This is a genomic window from Shigella sonnei, from assembly GCF_002950395.1.
In the GTDB taxonomy this organism is placed as follows: domain Bacteria; phylum Pseudomonadota; class Gammaproteobacteria; order Enterobacterales; family Enterobacteriaceae; genus ECMA0423.
The window spans coordinates 527,833-544,845 of the sequence record NZ_CP026802.1 but is presented as its reverse complement, the minus strand read 5'-3'; the positions used below and the strand labels follow the sequence as shown (position 1 = coordinate 544,845).

Sequence of the window (17,013 nt, the reverse complement as noted above, 5' to 3'; positions counted from 1 at the left end):
GTTTAAACATCTTCGCGCGCACAGCAATAATAATTCTTATTTTTATTCTTTTTTACCTGCCTGACGGAATGTCAGGTTGTAACGGCAGTCGCCGGTGAGTGGATGAAACCCCGCTTTCAGCGGTTGAATGCCGTGATAAAACAGCCGCGATTCACCGCCCCATACCACCACATCGCCATGTTCCAACAACAAACGTTTGAGCGGATCATTACGTTTCAGGCCACCAAATTGAAAAATCGCGGGTAAGCCAAGAGAAACAGAAACAATCGGCGCGCGCAGATCCGGTTCGTCTTTATCCTGATGCAGCGACAGTTTCGCGCCAGGAGCGTAGCGGTTGATAAGACAAGCATCTGGCTGGAAATCTGGATAGCCCGCCGCCGTAGCCGCACGTTGACATAAATCATGAAAGCTTTGTGGCATGGCGGGCCACGGTTTATTTGTTTGCGGATCAATGGGCGAATAGAGATAACCTTGCCGATGGGTCGTCCAGCCCAGATGCCCACAGTTGGTCATCGCCACCGACATGGTATATCCCCCGGGGGTGACCATCTGGCGAAACGGCGACTGGCTGGCAACGTCATTAATATCGCGGATCAGTTGCTCCGCAGCGTTAAAAGCAAAACGCCGTAAAATTACCGCACCAGCCGCCAGTGGCTCTTGCCACGGTTCAGCATCGGCAAACAGATCCAACATTACCTCTCCTCATTTTCAGCTTCGCGGCGCAGCAGTTGCGCTTTACGCGACACGCCCCAGCGGTAACCGGAAAGTGTGCCATCACCACGGACCACTCGATGACAGGGTATTACGATAGCCAGCTTGTTGGCGGCACAGGCGCTGGCAACGGCCCGTACCGCTTTCGGTTTGCCGATGGCGTTAGCCAGTTGCTGATAACTGACGGTTTCACCACAAGGTATCGTGCGCAGTGCCTGCCAGACTTGTTGCTGAAAAGCAGTGCCGCGAATGTCCAGCGGTAACGTCAGCGGCGTATCGCGTTGATTGAGGCTGGCGATCACTTCACGCACATGTTGCTGAAACGTCAGATCGGCAGGCGCGTTGTCGGCAGCGGGAAACATCTGCTGCAACTCGCTGATTAATGTCGCGTCATCATCGCCCAGCAATATCGCGCAAATCCCCCGCTCGCTTTCTGCCACCAGGCAACGACCCAGCTCACAATCAGCCAGCGCGTAACGCACCGCCAGATTTTCGCCACCGTGACGGAATTGTTTAGCCGTCATGCCCAGCGTTTCATCGGCTTTGCGGTAGTAACTGCTGCTGTCGGGGAATCCGGCGTTAAGAATAGACGTCGTCACGCTCTCCCCTTTCGCCAGCGATTCGCGCAAACGGCGAGCGCGCCAGGCCTGTTGCCAGGCTTTAGGCGTCATTCCGGTAGTCGCTTTAAACAACCGATGTAGATGAAATGGACTCATCGCCACCTGGTCGGCTAAGGCTTCCAGCGTTACAGGCGTTTCCTGTTCCAGCAGTCGACACGCGTGGGTGATTTTATCCAACCGATGTTGCCGGGGATTGGCTTTGTCTGGCTGACAACGTTTGCAGGGGCGAAATCCGGCGGCGAGTGCCTCGCTGGCATTTGCGTAGAAGGAGACATTTTCCCGCAAGGCATGTCTGGCGCGGCAAGACGGACGGCAAAAGATACCCGTGGTGCGCACGGCGAAAACGAATTCGCCGTCGGCATTCGGGTCGCGGGCTAAGACAGATTGCCAGCGTTGATCGTCAGTTAAGCATGTGGCGTTTTTCATAATCAGCTCCCTGGTTAAGGATAGCCTTTAGTCTGCCCGGTCACCATCACGCAAAAACCAACAATCTTGCGCTTTAATTTTTTTCGCTGATAAGGAAGCTTTTAAACTGTGGTGACATCCAGGTTTTAAAGCTATCGCCTTCTTTGGTGATCATATAAACCGCCAGCCCTTCCCGGCGAACAACCTCTTTGGCTTTCTCCGGCCCGAGTACCATCAAGCCAGTATCCCAGGCATCGGCTTCCAGCGCCGTCGGAGCAATCACCGTCACGGATACCAGATTGTGTTCGATGGGACGCCCGGTTTGCGGATCGATAACATGGGAAAGACGTTTGCCGTCCAGTTCGTAATAGTTACGGTAGCTGCCAGAGGTGCTAATCCCATGACCGTTGATATCCACCACAGCCTGAACCGCGTTTTCTTTATCGGTTGGTTTTTGAATCGCTACCCGCCACGGCAGGCCTTCACCGTTCATACCACGGCTGTTCAGCGCGCCGCCCACCGACACCAGATAGCGGGAAATCCCTTCCTGCTCCATCAAGCGTGCCAGGTGATCCGCCGCATAACCTTCACCGACGGTGGAGAGATCGACATTTAAATCCGGCAGGTCTTTTTGCAGATATTGCTGATGCGACTGATTAATGACCGTCAGGTGCTGTAAGCCGGTTTTGGCTTTCATCGCATCGATCTGTTCCTGGCTCGGAATTTGAACCGACTGTTGTTCCGGGCCAAAGCCCCACAGATTCACCAGCGGCCCGACGGTTATATCCATCGCGCCATCGGTCTTCGTGCCAATGCGCAGCGAGGTGGTGACGATATCGGCCATCGCTTCACTTACCGGCCACGGCGATAAACTTTGCGAATCGTTAAAGCGCATCAGCGCGGAATCTTTTTTATAGGTCGAAAGCAGCTGATCGTCGGCGTCCAGCTGGGTCTGAATCTTTTCTTTAAGTTCGGCACTGCGTTTGGCATCAATGCCCGGGATGCTGGCACGCCAGAAGGTACCCATGGTTTTGCCTTCTAGAACGGTAACTTCAGTAGCGTGGGTTTTGGCGGGTTGTGGTTTTTGATCGCAACCAACAAAGAAGAGCGCGGCAGCCAGCAGTGCCACGCGGGTAAAGCTTATTTCCATACGTGATTATCCTCATGCGAACGGTCGCAAGAGTACACCAAAAAAATGAGTTTGTACGCTGAAAACAATGAAAAAAGGGCCCGCAGGCCCTTTGTTCGATATCAATCGAGATTAGAACTGGTAAACCAGACCCAGAGCTACGATGTTATCAGTGTTGATGCCAGCGTCACGAGTGAACTGGTTGTCGTCCAGCAGGTTGATTTTGTAGTCAACGTAGGTGGACATGTTTTTGTTGAAGTAGTAGGTAGCACCAACATCAACATATTTCAGGATATCTTCGTCGTCGTAGTTACGACCAGCGATGGTACCCAGGTTTTTACCTTTAGACTGCAGGTATGCTACAGACGGACGCAGACCGAAGTCGAACTGGTACTGAGCAACAGCTTCAAAGTTCTGTGCTTTGTTCGCCCAACCCAGGGAACCTACGCGAGTTGCGTTATAGGTCTGGGTGTACTGAGCAGCCAGGTAGATGTTGTTAGCGTCGTATTTCAGACCACCGGTGTAGGTTTCAGCACGGTCGCCGTTACCGATGTACAGCGGGCTGTTCTGATCATCAGTACGTTTGGAGCTGGAGATCGCACCACCGATACCGAAGCCTTCGTAATCATAAGTGATAGATCCGCCAACGCCGTCGCCGTTCTGACGCAGAGCACCACGACCGTTGTTGGTCATGCCTTCGCCGCTTACGCTACCGTTTTTACCCTGGTACTGAACAGCAAAGTTCAGGCCGTCAACCAGACCGAAGAAGTCAGTGTTACGGTAGGTCGCGAAGCCGTTACCACGCTGCTGCATGAAGTTGTCAGAACCGTAGGTGTCGCCACCGAATTCTGGCAGTACGTCGGTCCAAGAAGTTACGTCGTAAACAACGCCGTAGTTACGACCGTAGTCGAAAGAACCCACATCCTGGAATTTCAGACCTGCGAATGCCACACGGGTCCAGGAGTTTTCTTTGTTGTCTTCAGAGGTATTGCCCTGGATCTGATATTCCCACTGGCCGTAACCGGTCAGCTGGTCAGTAACCTGAGTTACGCCTTTGAAACCAAGACGTACATAGGTCTGGTCGCCGTCTTCTGACTTGTTGTCAGAGAAATAGTGCAGGCCGTCTACTTTACCGTACAGATCTAATTTGTTGCCGTCTTTGTTGTAAACTTCAGCAGCGTTTGCTGCGCCTGCTACCAGCAGAGCTGGGACCAGGAGGGACAGTACTTTAACTTTCATGTTATTAACCCTCTGTTATATGCCTTTATTTGCTTTTTTATGCCACTGCATACTGATTAACCCTCATTAATCAGTCGGCAAGTCCATTCTCCCCAAAAATGCAGAATAATCCAACACAAATATGATACTAAAACTTTTAAGATGTTTCATTTATCGCTATAGATGTTTCAAAATGTAAATGCAAGGGAACTTTTTAAGATTATTGCGGAATGGCGAAATAAGCACCTAACATCAAGCAGGTAATGACTCCAACTTATTGATAGTGTTTTATGTTCAGATAATGCCCGATGACTTTGTCATGCAGCTCCACCGATTTTGAGAACGACAGCGACTTCCGTCCCAGCCGTGCCAGGTGCTGCCTCAGATTCAGGTTATGCCGCTCAATTCGCTGCGTATATCGCTTGCTGATTACGTGCAGCTTTCCCTTCAGGCGGGATTCATACAGCGGCCAGCCATCCGTCATCCATATCACCACGTCAAAGGGTGACAGCAGGCTCATAAGACGCCCCAGCGTCGCCATAGTGCGTTCACCGAATACGTGCGCAACAACCGTCTTCCGGAGACTGTCATACGCGTAAAACAGCCAGCGCTGGCGCGATTTAGCCCCGACATAGCCCCACTGTTCGTCCATTTCCGCGCAGACGATGACGTCACTGCCCGGCTGTATGCGCGAGGTTACCGACTGCGGCCTGAGTTTTTTAAGTGACGTAAAATCGTGTTGAGGCCAACGCCCATAATGCGTGCAGTTGCCCGGCATCCAACGCCATTCATGGCCATATCAATGATTTTCTGGTGCGTACCGGGTTGAGAAGCGGTGTAAGTGAACTGCAGTTGCCATGTTTTACGGCAGTGAGAGCAGAGATAGCGCTGATGTCCGGCAGTGCTTTTGCCGTTACGCACCACCCCGTCAGTAGCTGAACAGGAGGGACAGCTGATAGAAACAGAAGCCACTGGAGCACCTCAAAAACACCATCATACACTAAATCAGTAAGTTGGCAGCATCACCCATCAAGCAATAATAATTCAAGGTTAAAATCAATAACTTATTCTTAAGTATTTGACAGCACTGAATGTCAAAACAAAACCTTCACTCGCAACTAGAATATCTCCCGCTATCATCATTAACTTTATTTATTACCGTCATTCATTTCTGAATGTCTGTTTACCCCTATTTCAACCGGATGCCTCGCATCCGGTTTTTTTTACCCTTCTTTACACACTTTCATTATTCTGTGCTACCACAGAAAAACTATAACTCTTGTCAACTATTTCACAAATAATTAACATCAGCATAATTTCCAGCAATCTTCGTTTATTTGCAATTAATTTCGTTGGGCTTTTTGTAGGTTATTTGTACAGCAAAATGGCGCTTGTACATCTATTTCCCCCAATGCAGGATGATAAATATCACGGGAGAATAGAGAATCATCAATCAGGTAAGAGTCTGGAATTTCACACTGTACCCTTTATACTGCCCTATCACTTCGCGAAGTTTTAACAGGTCATAAACACGAATGCGTCAGAAAGAGACAACGGCCACGACCCGCTTTTCACTCCTACCGGGGAGCATTACCCGCTTCTTTTTACTGTTGATCATTGTGTTACTGGTGACGATGGGGGTAATGGTACAAAGCGCCGTTAACGCCTGGCTGAAAGATAAAAGTTACCAGATTGTCGACATTACCCACGCAATCCAAAAGCGCGTCGATACCTGGCGTTACGTGACCTGGCAGATCTACGACAACATTGCCGCGACGACCTCCCCCTCCTCCGGCGAAGGTTTACAAGAGACGCGCCTGAAACAGGATGTCTACTATCTGGAGAAACCACGCCGCAAAACGGAAGCGTTAATCTTTGGCTCTCACGACAACTCAACGCTTGAGATGACTCAGCGGATGTCCACTTATCTGGATACATTGTGGGGTGCAGAAAATGTACCGTGGTCGATGTATTACCTGAATGGTCAGGATAACAGTCTGGTACTGATCTCAACCCTGCCCCTCAAAGATCTCACCTCCGGATTTAAAGAATCGACCGTCAGTGACATTGTTGATTCACGTCGTGCAGAAATGTTGCAACAGGCCAACGCCCTCGATGAACGCGAAAGTTTTTCTAACATGCGCCGCCTGGCCTGGCAGAACGGTCATTACTTTACCTTGCGTACCACGTTCAACCAGCCGGGACATCTGGCAACGGTCGTGGCTTTTGATCTGCCGATTAATGATTTGATCCCACCGGGTATGCCGCTGGACAGTTTCCGCCTTGAGCCAGACACGACGGCAACGGGAGACAATGATAATGAGAAAGAAGGAACGGATAGCGTCAGTATCCACTTTAACAGTACGAAGATTGAAATCTCCTCGGCACTCAACTCTACCGATATGCGCCTGGTCTGGCAGGTTCCTTATGGCACCTTATTGCTGGATACGTTGCAAAACATTCTGCTGCCACTGCTGCTGAACATCGGTTTGCTGGCGCTGGCGTTATTTGGCTATACCACATTCCGCCATTTCTCCAGTCGCAGTACAGAAAGTCTACCCAACACGGCGGTCAATAACGAATTGCGCATTTTACGGGCAATCAATGAAGAGATAGTCTCACTGCTGCCGCTCGGCCTGCTGGTTCACGATCAGGAATCGAACCGCACTGTCATAAGTAACAAAATTGCCGATCATTTGCTGCCGCATTTGAATCTGCAAAACATCACCACCATGGCGGAACAGCATCAGGGGATTATTCAGGCGACGATCAATAACGAGCTGTATGAGATCCGCATGTTCCGCAGCCAGGTCGCGCCGCGCACACAAATTTTCATTATTCGCGATCAGGATCGCGAAGTGCTGGTAAACAAGAAACTCAAGCAGGCGCAGCGTCTGTATGAGAAAAACCAGCAGGGCCGGATGACCTTTATGAAAAACATTGGCGATGCGCTGAAAGAACCTGCACAGTCCCTGGCGGAGAGCGCGGCTAAACTCAACGCCCCGGAAAGCAAACAACTGGCGAATCAGGCAGATGTGCTGGTGCGGCTGGTCGATGAAATACAGTTAGCGAACATGCTTGCGGACGATAGCTGGAAAAGTGAGACGGTGCTGTTCTCCGTGCAGGATTTAATTGATGAAGTTGTGCCTTCAGTGTTGCCTGCCATCAAGCGTAAAGGTCTGCAACTGCTGATTAACAATCATCTGAAAGCACACGATATGCGCCGCGGCGATCGCGATGCCTTACGACGTATTTTGCTGCTACTGATGCAATATGCCGTGACCTCAACGCAATTGGGAAAAATCACCCTTGAGGTTGATCAGGATGAGTCCTCTGAAGACCGCCTGACATTCCGCATTCTGGACACCGGAGAAGGCGTAAGTATTCATGAAATGGATAATTTGCACTTCCCGTTTATCAACCAGACCCAAAACGATCGTTATGGAAAGGCGGACCCGCTGGCATTCTGGCTGAGCGATCAACTGGCACGTAAACTGGGCGGTCATTTAAACATCAAAACGCGGGATGGGCTTGGTACACGCTACTCTGTGCATATCAAAATGCTCGCCGCTGGCCCGGAAGTTGAAGAGGAAGAAGAGCGTTTACTGGATGATGTCTGCGTAATGGTGGATGTTACTTCGGCAGAAATTCGGAATATTGTCACTCGCCAGTTAGAAAATTGGGGTGCAACCTGTATCACACCCGATGAAAGATTAATTAGTCAAGATTATGATATCTTTTTAACGGATAATCCGTCTAATCTTACTGCCTCTGGCTTGCTTTTAAGCGATGATGAGTCTGGCGTACGGGAAATTGGGCCTGGTCAATTGTGCGTCAACTTCAATATGAGCAACGCTATGCAGGAAGCGGTCTTACAATTAATTGAAGTGCAACTGGCGCAGGAAGAGGTGACAGAATCGCCTCTGGGCGGAGATGAAAATGCGCAACTCCATGCCAGCGGCTATTATGCGCTCTTTGTAGACACAGTACCGGATGATGTTAAGAGGCTGTATACTGAAGCAGCAACCAGTGACTTTGCTGCGTTAGCCCAAACGGCTCATCGTCTTAAAGGCGTATTTGCCATGCTAAATCTGGTACCCGGCAAGCAGTTATGTGAAACGCTGGAACATCTGATTCGTGAGAAGGATGTTCCAGGAATAGAAAAATACATCAGCGACATTGACAGTTATGTCAAGAGCTTGCTGTAGCAAGGTAGCCTATTACATGAACAATATGAACGTAATTATTGCCGATGACCATCCGATAGTCTTGTTCGGTATTCGCAAATCACTTGAGCAAATTGAGTGGGTGAATGTTGTCGGCGAATTTGAAGACTCTACAGCACTGATCAACAACCTGCCGAAACTGGATGCGCATGTGTTGATTACCGATCTCTCCATGCCTGGCGATAAGTACGGCGATGGCATTACCTTAATCAAGTACATCAAGCGCCATTTCCCAAGCCTGTCGATCATTGTTCTGACTATGAACAACAACCCGGCGATTCTTAGTGCGGTATTGGATCTGGATATCGAAGGGATCGTGCTGAAACAAGGTGCACCGACCGATCTGCCGAAAGCTCTCGCCGCGCTGCAGAAAGGGAAGAAATTTACCCCGGAAAGCGTTTCTCGCCTGTTGGAAAAAATCAGTGCTGGTGGTTACGGTGACAAGCGTCTCTCGCCAAAAGAGAGTGAAGTTCTGCGCCTGTTTGCGGAAGGCTTCCTGGTGACCGAGATCGCTAAAAAGCTGAACCGCAGTATTAAAACCATCAGTAGCCAGAAGAAATCTGCGATGATGAAGCTGGGTGTCGAGAACGATATCGCCCTGCTGAATTATCTCTCTTCAGTGACGTTAAGTCCGGCAGATAAAGACTAATCACCTGTAGGCCAGATAAGACGCGTTAGTGTCTTATCTGGCATTTGCACCGATTGCCGAATGCGGCGTAAACGCCTTATGCGTCCTACGATTCCCATTATTTCAACAGATTACATCAAAGTAGGCCAGATAAGACGCGTCAGCGTCGCATCTGGCATTTGCACTGAATGCCAGATGCGGCATAAACACCTTATCCGTCCTACGATTCCCGCGATTTCCTGACCCTCTCGGCATATACCGTCAGCGTCTGTTTTATCACATCCAGCGTTACCGGCTTCGACAGGCAGCTGTCCATACCGGACTCCAGACACCGCTGCTTCTCTTCAGCCAACGCATTAGCAGTTACTCCGATTACCGGCAACGTCAGTCCCAACTGACGAATGCGTTGCGTCAAGCGGTAACCATCCATATTTGGCATGTTGACGTCGCTAAGCACGATATCAATATGATTCTTGCTAAGTACATTAAGCGCATCGACACCATCATTCGCGGTTTTACATTGATAGCCCAACGATCCCAACTGATCTGCCAGCAGACGTCGGTTAATCGGATGATCATCCACGACCAGAATCATCATATCGTCATTATCGCTGACCGCTTTGTCCGTCGACGGCAGAGCGTTAGCAGGATCGTCGCTCTCCATCTCGATCAAATAAATACGCGCCAACAATGCCGGTAGCTCATGCGGGGCAGCCACACTGTGTACCCACTCCCCTGGCGCTTTCTCCAGCGGAATACCAATATGGCGACGACAGAAGGTCACTACCGCTCTACCCTGCCATTTTTTACTCACTACCTCGTCAGTAATTAACACATCTTCGGGAGTCGGTTCCTGCCCTTCGTATGTTGTAACGACGATGCCGCTGCGCTGCAAACTGGTTTCCAGGAACTGACAGAGCGACGCATTGCGGACCGCCAGCCAGCAGCGTTTACCACTCAACCCTTCCACGCCTTTTTTCTGCGGGTACTGAGCGCCGTACAACGGAATACGCACGGTAAACTGGCTGCCCATTCCCGGTTCTGAATCTACCGAGATATCGCCGTCCATCATGCTGATCAGTTTTTCACAAATCGCCAGACCCAGACCGGTCCCCTGGAAGTTTCGCTGTACGCCCGTTCCGACCTGGAAGAAGGGATCAAACAAGCGCACCACTTCTTTCGCCGGAATCCCCACGCCGGTATCGCGAACACGGATAGAGAGATAATCGCCATCAGCGCGGACATGCAAAACTATACAGCCGGTATCGGTGAATTTTATGGCGTTACTCAACAGGTTGGAGATGACCTGCTGTAAACGCATCGGGTCGCCATTTAAGGCCACTGGCACATCCGGTTCAATAAAGCAGTACAAGCCTAACTGCTTGCGTACCACCAGCGGTAAATAGTTGGCGGTGATGTGGTTCATCACTTCACGCGGTGAAAACTCACGCGGTTCGATCTTCAACTGTTCCGATTCAATCTTCGAGAAATCGAGAATATCGCTGATAATTTTCAACAACAGGCTGGAAGAGTTGTTCATTGCCGTCACCAGCCGATCGACGCCTTTCGGTAACTCTTTGGTTTGCAACAGATCCAGGTTACCGATAATGCCATACAGCGGCGTTCGCAGCTCATGACTGACGGTGGCAAGGAACATCGATTTTGACTGGCTCGCCTGTTCCGCTGCTTGTGCCATCTCCTGCAACGACTCTTCCATCTTCACGCGCGAAGAAACATCCACCAGCACACAAATGGCCACGTTTTCATTACGATAGCGCGAATGGACGAAGCTGATTTGCAGATTGGTATTGTTGCTGGTCAGGACATCAACAAAATTGACCTGCTGCCCACAGATAATTTGCGTCAGTCGTTGGCGGTCCTCATGCGTAAGCATATTGAGATAGGTATGCGCCAGTTCGTTACTTAAAATATTGACGCCATCAGCGGTACGCAAAATGCAGATACCCACTGGCGCGGAGGCGACAATCTTGCGATTGAACTGCTCATGTTCTTCCAGTCGCAGGGCGTCGCTTTCCGCCGGAATGAAAATACGTCGCTCGTACATCCGTGCGAGAGTAAACAATGCAGCTCCGGCAAGCACATTCAGCAAAATTGCGTTAAGGATCAACATGCGAATGCGTTCCAGCACCTTATCAACCGGCACCGAATACACGATGCTTAGCGATGAGGGTGGCAGATTTTTCTTCAGCACCAGCTCCCGGAACCCTTCCGTATAGCCAAACCAGGAGCGTTCCTGCATCCAGCGAGGATCGCCCTTAATTTTACTTTCTGGTCCGGTAAGCGAAATCAGGGTATGACCATTTTCATCAAGAATGGTAACCCCCATCGGCAACGTACCCGGTAAGAAAAAGTTCTCCATCCGGATGGTCTGCTCGACACCCAAAAGCGCCTGCAACCGGTTCGCCAGATAAACTGGCGTCAACGCGTAAAAATACCCGACGCCAGGGCGCGGACCTTCGCTGATCCAGTAGAGGTTACTGCCGCTATCATCTTGTGGTGCATTTCGATATTTATTGATGCGTTCATGCAAAGCTTTCAACGCGGTATCGCGTTCCACTGGCATATCACGCAGACCGAAATTGGCCATGCAGAGGTTATCGCTGCCGATTAAAAATACCCGGTTTAGATCGTAAGCCGCAGAAAAATTATCGCGCCAGTAGCGCATAAACCACGCCAATGACTCCAGAGAACCTCGCCAGGTGTTACTCATTGCGGAACAATCGGAGTCGGCAAACAGCGGTTCAAACGCAGGCACATCCGCCTGCGTTTCTCGTCCACGCGGGGAAAGCACACCGTTTTCTGCCGATAAGCGATTTTCGGCGATGTACTTCAGCTCTTTCATCACATCAGAGGTGCGTTGAATAAAGCGCTGAGCCTGATCGGAACTCAGATTAAATTCCTGACGAATTTCCGATTCTCGCTGATGTAACGCATTAACGATGTAAAAAACGGATGAAAAAGCAATCAACAGCCAGAGCACTAACGCCAATGCTCTGAACATGTAGCGCGAGGCTTTCAGGGTTGTACGAAAAGAAGCAAGGTATTTCAAAGGGGCGAAGCTCCGCCTCAGGTGACCGATGGAGTGTGGTTAAGGTAGCGGTAAAAGCGTGTTACCGCAATGTTCTCTCTTCTCTGGAATATGATACACCGCCGAGAAATCATCACCTTAACCTCTGATAATCGTCATATACCGGACAAGACTAGTGGATTTCAGCATGCATTATATGAAGTGGATTTATCCACGCCGCTTACGCAATCAAATGATCCTGATGGCAATCCTGATGGTCATTGTCCCAACGCTTACTATTGGTTATATCGTAGAAACGGAAGGACGTTCAGCAGTCTTATCTGAAAAAGAGAAAAAACTTTCTGCCGTGGTCAACCTGCTTAATCAGGCACTAGGCGATCGCTATGATCTCTACATCGACTTACCACGTGAGGAGCGTATCCGCGCATTAAATGCAGAACTTGCCCCCATTACCGAAAATATCACTCACGCCTTCCCTGGCATAGGTGCTGGTTATTACAACAAAATGCTGGATGCGATAATCACCTACGCGCCTTCAGCGCTATATCAGAATAATGTCGGCGTTACCATTGCCGCAGATCACCCTGGTCGCGAAGTCATGCGTACAAATACCCCTTTGGTTTATTCAGGCAGGCAGGTGCGCGGCGATATTTTGAATTCAATGCTCCCCATTGAGCGTAATGGTGAAATCCTCGGCTATATCTGGGCCAATGAATTAACCGAAGATATTCGCCGCCAGGCCTGGAAAATGGATGTGAGGATTATCATTGTGCTCACCGCCGATTTGCTGATAAGCCTGCTATTGATTGTCCTTTTCTCCCGTCGCCTGAGCGCCAATATTGATATCATCACCGATGGCCTCTCGACTCTGGCACAAAATATTCCCACTCGATTACCACAATTGCCCGGTGAAATGGGGCAAATCAGTCAGAGTGTTAATAACCTCGCCCAGGCACTGCGTGAAACGCGGACACTTAACGATCTGATTATTGAAAACGCTGCCGATGGCGTCATTGCCATTGACCGCCAGGGTGATGTAACCACCATGAACCCAGCAGCAGAAGTTATCACTGGCTATCAACGCCATGAACTGGTAGGGCAGCCTTACTCCATGTTGTTCGACAATACTCAGTTCTACAGTCCAGTACTGGATACGCTGGAACATGGCACCGAACATGTGGCGCTGGAGATCAGTTTTCCAGGTCGTGACCGCACCATTGAACTCAGTGTCACTACCAGTCGTATTCATAACACGCACGGTGAAATGATAGGTGCTTTGGTGATTTTCTCTGATTTAACTGCCCGCAAAGAAACCCAGCGCCGCATGGCGCAAGCAGAACGCCTCGCCACACTGGGTGAGCTGATGGCTGGCGTCGCGCATGAAGTACGTAATCCGTTAACGGCTATTCGTGGTTATGTACAGATCTTGCGCCAACAAACCAGTGACCCAATACATCAGGAATATCTGTCCGTAGTACTCAAAGAAATCGATTCAATTAACAAAGTTATTCAGCAATTGCTCGAATTTTCACGTCCACGCCACAGTCAATGGCAACAAGTCAGCCTCAATGCATTGGTTGAAGAAACTCTGGTACTGGTACAAACCGCCGGCGTACAAGCGCGGGTCGACTTCATAAGCGAACTGGATAATGAATTAAGCCCGATTAACGCCGATCGTGAACTGCTCAAACAGGTACTACTGAATATCCTGATCAATGCCGTCCAGGCTATCAGCGCACGAGGGAAAATTCGCATTCAAACCTGGCAATACAGCGACTCACAACAGGCCATTTCGATAGAGGACAACGGCTGTGGCATTGATCTCTCGCTGCAAAAAAAGATCTTCGATCCCTTTTTCACCACCAAAGCCTCAGGAACCGGGCTTGGTCTGGCGTTAAGTCAACGCATCATTAATGCCCATCAGGGTGATATTCGCGTCGCCAGTTTGCCGGGCTACGGCGCAACCTTCACGCTGATATGACTTTCCGTGTCAAACCGGAATCTCTAATTTTGACGATTTTCTTTTTAGGTTTAATTCCCTGAGGGCGACGTAGCAGTAAATCCGACGGTGAATCACGCTGATATTCGCGGGTTGGATACCGCATTACAGAGGTCCGTCATATGAGCCTGCCACTTTCTTACGTCGCGAATCAGCTTTGTTCCGCCGTCGCCAAGCGCTAACGTGGGTTACTCTTGTACCGGGCTACGTCGCCTTCAGGGAACTGGTTATTCTCATTTTTTATTTGTGACATTGTGGTTGTTGTGCGACAGACATTGCTATTCGGCCCATATCCCAGATAAAACCCGCCAGCTCACGTGCAACAGCAACAATTGTAATATTGACATTCTTTCCTTTGGCCTGAAGTTTTCGATACCTCTTACAAAGCCTGAGTTGAGCATCCCATGCTCTGTCAATGACGGGGCGGGGTAAATTTTCCTGCCTTTTTTGTATTGCCGGACTGATGCGTGCCGGATGACGGTAACTCCACGCTGCCTCGACCAATAGCTTTCTGGCATAGCTGTTTCCGGCTTTGGTAATGCTGCCCTGATGTCTGCTTCCACCCGATGAATATTCTGATGGCGTGATACCAAACCATGACATCAGTTGTCGTGGATGTTCAAAACGGGTCAGATCACCCAGTTCAGAAATTAATCCAACCGCAGTAATAAACTGAATCCCTCGCATGGCTTGCAGCGCCTCTACTACCGGATACAGCCTCCATTCGGTAACGGCCTCCTTCAGGGCGGATTCCAGCCGTTCACATTGTGCCTGCCGGTCTTCTATTGTACGACGGTGTTCGTCAAAAGCTAATTGTCGCCAGGGACTTTCGAATGAGTATTTGCTGAGCCAGCGTCGGTGTGCAGGGCCCCAATCTGCTCGCCCGACATAATGGACCCCATGAACCAGAAGAAACGATTTCAGACGTTGCCTTGCATGCCGTAAATCATCGCGGGCAGATGCCCATGCCCGGGCCAAATCCCGGAATGCCTCATCTTCAATGCCGGGTACGTAGACAGCAGAAAGATCTCCTGCACGCAGTGAACGCACAAGTCTGATGGCATCACGGCGATCGGTTTTAACCCGCTCCCCCGGTTTTTTCGGGATAAGTGAGGGGGCGCAGACCATGCAGTCAAAACCGGATTTCACCAGCCGACGATAAAGTCCATAACCACAGGGCCCCGCTTCATAAACGATACTGACCTGCGATGACTTTGACCTGAGACGTTTACAAAGATTCTGAATATCAGTAGGTGATGTGCCAATTTTACCCATCAGTTCAACAGGTTCTGAATTGATAGCATAAGCGACAGTAATCGATTCTTTGTGAACATCTAACCCGACGTACAATGTGTTATTGTTGTTCATGCTGGCCTCCGTGGTGGAAATACCGGGGTGTAGCAACAGCTCACCCATGCGGCTCTGACAACGATGTTAACCCACGTTAAATATCCCACGTTGGCCAGCATCTGTCTCACGGAAAGTCATACTGCCTTATTTTACCGATCAACCCGCAGGGAAATCAGACTGTATGACTGCTATTAATCGCATCCTTATTGTGGATGATGAAGATAATGTTCGCCGTATGCTGAGCACCGCTTTTGCACTACAAGGATTCGAAACACATTGTGCGAACAACGGACGCACAGCATTACACCTGTTTGCCGATATTCACCCTGATGTGGTGTTGATGGATATCCGCATGCCAGAGATGGACGGCATCAAGGCACTAAAGGAGATGCGCAGCCATGAGACCCGGACACCCGTTATTCTGATGACGGCCTATGCGGAAGTGGAAACCGCCGTCGAAGCGCTACGCTGCGGAGCCTTCGACTATGTTATTAAACCGTTTGATCTCGATGAGTTGAATTTAATCGTTCAGCGCGCTTTACAACTCCAGTCAATGAAAAAAGAGATCCGTCATCTGCACCAGGCACTGAGCGCCAGCTGGCAATGGGGGCACATTCTCACCAACAGCCCGGCGATGATGGACATCTGCAAAGACACCGCCAAAATTGCCCTTTCTCAGGCCAGCGTCTTGATTAGCGGTGAAAGCGGCACCGGGAAAGAGTTGATTGCCAGAGCGATTCACTACAATTCGCGGCGGGCAAAGGGGCCGTTCATTAAAGTCAACTGCGCGGCGCTGCCGGAATCGTTGCTCGAAAGTGAACTGTTTGGTCATGAAAAAGGTGCATTTACTGGTGCACAAACCTTGCGTCAGGGATTATTTGAACGAGCCAACGAAGGTACTCTGCTCCTCGACGAAATTGGCGAAATGCCGCTGGTACTACAAGCCAAATTACTACGCATTCTACAGGAACGGGAATTTGAACGGATTGGCGGCCATCAGACCATAAAAGTTGATATCCGCATCATTGCTGCCACCAACCGTGACTTGCAGGCAATGGTAAAAGAAGGCACCTTCCGTGAAGATCTCTTTTATCGCCTTAACGTTATTCATTTAATACTGCCGCCTCTGCGCGATCGCCGGGAAGATATTTCCCTGTTAGCTAATCACTTTTTGCAAAAATTCAGTAGTGAGAATCAGCGCGATATTATCGACATCGATCCGATGGCAATGTCACTGCTTACCGCCTGGTCATGGCCGGGAAATATTCGAGAGCTTTCTAACGTTATTGAACGCGCCGTCGTGATGAATTCAGGCCCGATCATTTTTTCTGAGGATCTTCCGCCACAGATTCGTCAGCCAGTCTGTAATGCTGGCGAGGTAAAAACAGCCTCTGTCGGTGAGCGTAATTTAAAAGAGGAAATTAAACGCGTCGAAAAACGCATCATTATGGAAGTGCTGGAACAACAAGAAGGAAACCGAACCCGCACTGCTTTAATGCTGGGCATCAGTCGCCGTGCATTGATGTATAAACTCCAGGAATACGGTATCGATCCGGCGGATGTATAACACCAAAACTTGCTATGCAGAAATTTGCACAGTGCGCAATTTTCTGCATAGCCGCTCATTCTCCTTATAAATCCCCATCCAATTTATCCCTTCATATTCAATTAGTTAAAT

The 17,013-nt window shown here is 49.8% G+C and carries 11 protein-coding genes; 4 read left to right on the top strand and 7 right to left on the bottom strand.

The window, feature by feature from the left end; genetic code table 11:
* Positions 1 to 42: 42 nt before the first annotated feature.
* The 5 genes from alkB to C1P89_RS02840 form a co-directional block, all read right to left on the bottom strand.
* A complete protein-coding gene (gene alkB, locus C1P89_RS02860) occupies positions 43 to 693 on the bottom strand; it encodes a DNA oxidative demethylase AlkB (protein ID WP_000884956.1) in 651 nt (216 codons plus the stop codon).
* Positions 693 to 1,757 carry a bifunctional DNA-binding transcriptional regulator/O6-methylguanine-DNA methyltransferase Ada gene (gene ada, locus C1P89_RS02855; protein ID WP_000786374.1) on the bottom strand — a complete coding sequence of 355 codons (1,065 nt, stop codon included), beginning with the start codon at positions 1,755 to 1,757 and terminating at the stop codon, positions 693 to 695. The genes alkB and ada overlap by 1 nt, the downstream gene beginning before the upstream one ends.
* A 73-nt stretch (positions 1,758 to 1,830) precedes the next feature.
* Positions 1,831 to 2,886 carry an FAD:protein FMN transferase ApbE gene (apbE, locus tag C1P89_RS02850; RefSeq protein WP_000406095.1) on the bottom strand — a complete coding sequence of 352 codons (1,056 nt, stop codon included), beginning with the start codon at positions 2,884 to 2,886 and terminating at the stop codon, positions 1,831 to 1,833.
* A gap of 111 nt (positions 2,887 to 2,997) precedes the next feature.
* Positions 2,998 to 4,104, bottom strand: coding sequence for a porin OmpC (gene ompC / locus C1P89_RS02845; RefSeq protein ID WP_000865610.1), 1,107 nt, complete (start codon positions 4,102 to 4,104; stop codon positions 2,998 to 3,000).
* A gap of 253 nt (positions 4,105 to 4,357) precedes the next feature.
* Positions 4,358 to 5,055 (bottom strand): IS1-like element IS1A family transposase gene (locus tag C1P89_RS02840; RefSeq protein ID WP_094096600.1). Its coding sequence is split into 2 segments (ribosomal slippage): positions 4,358 to 4,806 and positions 4,806 to 5,055, totalling 699 coding nucleotides; the frame shifts between segments, so codons are not numbered across the junction.
* A gap of 563 nt (positions 5,056 to 5,618) precedes the next feature.
* Here C1P89_RS02840 and rcsD point away from each other — a divergent pair.
* Together rcsD and rcsB are read left to right on the top strand one after the other, a co-directional pair.
* The gene (gene rcsD, locus C1P89_RS02835; RefSeq protein WP_001249139.1) at positions 5,619 to 8,291 is read left to right on the top strand and encodes a phosphotransferase RcsD; all 2,673 of its coding nucleotides are present in this window, start codon (positions 5,619 to 5,621) and stop codon (positions 8,289 to 8,291) included.
* A 16-nt stretch (positions 8,292 to 8,307) separates the two neighbouring features.
* Positions 8,308 to 8,958, top strand: a complete 651-nt coding sequence (gene rcsB / locus C1P89_RS02830; RefSeq protein WP_001061917.1) for a response regulator transcription factor RcsB — start codon at positions 8,308 to 8,310, stop codon at positions 8,956 to 8,958.
* A 199-nt stretch (positions 8,959 to 9,157) separates the two neighbouring features.
* Here rcsB and rcsC read toward each other — a convergent pair whose 3' ends face one another.
* On the bottom strand, positions 9,158 to 12,007 hold the full coding sequence (gene rcsC, locus C1P89_RS02825; RefSeq protein ID WP_000876014.1) for a two-component system sensor histidine kinase RcsC: 2,850 nt from the start codon (positions 12,005 to 12,007) through the stop codon (positions 9,158 to 9,160).
* Between the two features lie 166 nt (positions 12,008 to 12,173).
* On the opposite strand from rcsC, the gene atoS reads away from it, so the two are divergent.
* Positions 12,174 to 13,967 (top strand): two-component system sensor histidine kinase AtoS, encoded by a 1,794-nt coding sequence (atoS, locus tag C1P89_RS02820; protein ID WP_000559121.1) that lies wholly within the window; start codon positions 12,174 to 12,176, stop codon positions 13,965 to 13,967.
* Positions 13,968 to 14,225: 258 nt separating this feature from the next.
* Here atoS and C1P89_RS02815 read toward each other — a convergent pair whose 3' ends face one another.
* On the bottom strand, positions 14,226 to 15,353 hold the full coding sequence (locus C1P89_RS02815; protein WP_001063816.1) for an IS110-like element ISSso6 family transposase: 1,128 nt from the start codon (positions 15,351 to 15,353) through the stop codon (positions 14,226 to 14,228).
* 163 nt (positions 15,354 to 15,516) lie between these two features.
* On the opposite strand from C1P89_RS02815, the gene atoC reads away from it, so the two are divergent.
* Positions 15,517 to 16,902, top strand: a complete 1,386-nt coding sequence (gene atoC / locus C1P89_RS02810) for an acetoacetate metabolism transcriptional regulator AtoC (protein ID WP_000125280.1) — start codon at positions 15,517 to 15,519, stop codon at positions 16,900 to 16,902.
* Positions 16,903 to 17,013: the final 111 nt, after the last annotated feature.

What these genes read in the sequence shown, in the direction of transcription:
- ompC (WP_000865610.1), bottom strand. Translation starts at nt 4,104, where the DNA reads ATGAAAGTTAAAGTACTGTCCCTCCTGGTCCCAGCTCTGCTGGTAGCA.
- C1P89_RS02815 (WP_001063816.1), bottom strand. Translation starts at nt 15,353, where the DNA reads ATGAACAACAATAACACATTGTACGTCGGGTTAGATGTTCACAAAGAA.
- atoC (WP_000125280.1), top strand. Translation starts at nt 15,517, where the DNA reads ATGACTGCTATTAATCGCATCCTTATTGTGGATGATGAAGATAATGTT.
- rcsD (WP_001249139.1), top strand. Translation starts at nt 5,619, where the DNA reads ATGCGTCAGAAAGAGACAACGGCCACGACCCGCTTTTCACTCCTACCG.
- ada (WP_000786374.1), bottom strand. Translation starts at nt 1,757, where the DNA reads ATGAAAAACGCCACATGCTTAACTGACGATCAACGCTGGCAATCTGTC.
- atoS (WP_000559121.1), top strand. Translation starts at nt 12,174, where the DNA reads ATGCATTATATGAAGTGGATTTATCCACGCCGCTTACGCAATCAAATG.
- rcsB (WP_001061917.1), top strand. Translation starts at nt 8,308, where the DNA reads ATGAACAATATGAACGTAATTATTGCCGATGACCATCCGATAGTCTTG.
- apbE (WP_000406095.1), bottom strand. Translation starts at nt 2,886, where the DNA reads ATGGAAATAAGCTTTACCCGCGTGGCACTGCTGGCTGCCGCGCTCTTC.
- alkB (WP_000884956.1), bottom strand. Translation starts at nt 693, where the DNA reads ATGTTGGATCTGTTTGCCGATGCTGAACCGTGGCAAGAGCCACTGGCG.